At 65.6% G+C, this 872-nt stretch carries 1 pseudogene; it reads right to left on the reverse strand.

Annotated elements, in window-relative coordinates:
* Positions 1-90: 90 nt before the first annotated feature.
* A pseudogene (locus KDH83_RS23125) lies at positions 91-872 on the reverse strand (FUSC family protein); the annotation flags it as partial.

Genomic DNA, 872 nt, shown 5'->3' on the forward strand with positions numbered 1-872 from the left:
TCTTCATTGACATTTCTTTTCGATTATATTTGTTCACTCTTTTTAACTCTACACTTTCATATCCTCTCATCATTTTGTCATTTTTTTTTTTTAATCATCCGGCGCAGATTTGTATAAGCTACAGGCCGGGGGCAGCGTGACCGACGGCAAGGCCAGTTCGATCTCGACGGGATAGCCGCCCTGTTCGTGCATGGCCGCCATGTCTTCCAGCGTGCTGGCCAATGACCTCGCCAGCTCGTCGGGCAGGCCGGTACCGCCCTCGCCGCGCAGCACGTCCACGGCGCCGAGGATGGCGATGCTGGAGACGGCGGCCTGGCGCAGCGCGGCCACGTCGGCGCGGGTCGAACTGCCCTCCAGCGCGGACAGCTTCAACCAGGTCAGGATCTGCTTGTTGCCTTCGCGCAAGGCCAGCGCGAAGGCGGGCGCGCTGGCCGCGTCGCCGCTCAGCAGCTTCGCGGCGAGCCGCAGCCGGCGCGCCAGCCGATCACAGGCCAGACGCCGTGGCGAAGGCGCCAGCAGCAGGCCGGCGACGATGGCCGCGCCGGCCGGGATGGCCACCAGCAGCCACGCATACAGCAGCATGCGGGTGCTGGCCTCGCCGATCGGCACGCGGCCCATCTGGTCCAGCCCGAAGCCGACGATCATCGCCAGGATGGCGCCGATGGGCCGCAGCTTGCTGGCCGAGGCCAGGAACAGGAAGCCCGCCGACAGCAGCGCCATGGCCGAGACGCGCAGGATGGGATAGTCGATGCTGGCGGTGGTGACCAGCAGGATCACGCCCAGGATCACCGAGACCAGCAGCAGCATCACGGCGGGCAGGATGGCGCTGAGCACGCGGGCCGGACGGGGCAGGAAGAAGGCGATGGAGAACG

It is taken from the genome of Achromobacter sp. Marseille-Q0513, from assembly GCF_018195695.1.
Taxonomy (GTDB): domain Bacteria; phylum Pseudomonadota; class Gammaproteobacteria; order Burkholderiales; family Burkholderiaceae_B; genus Achromobacter.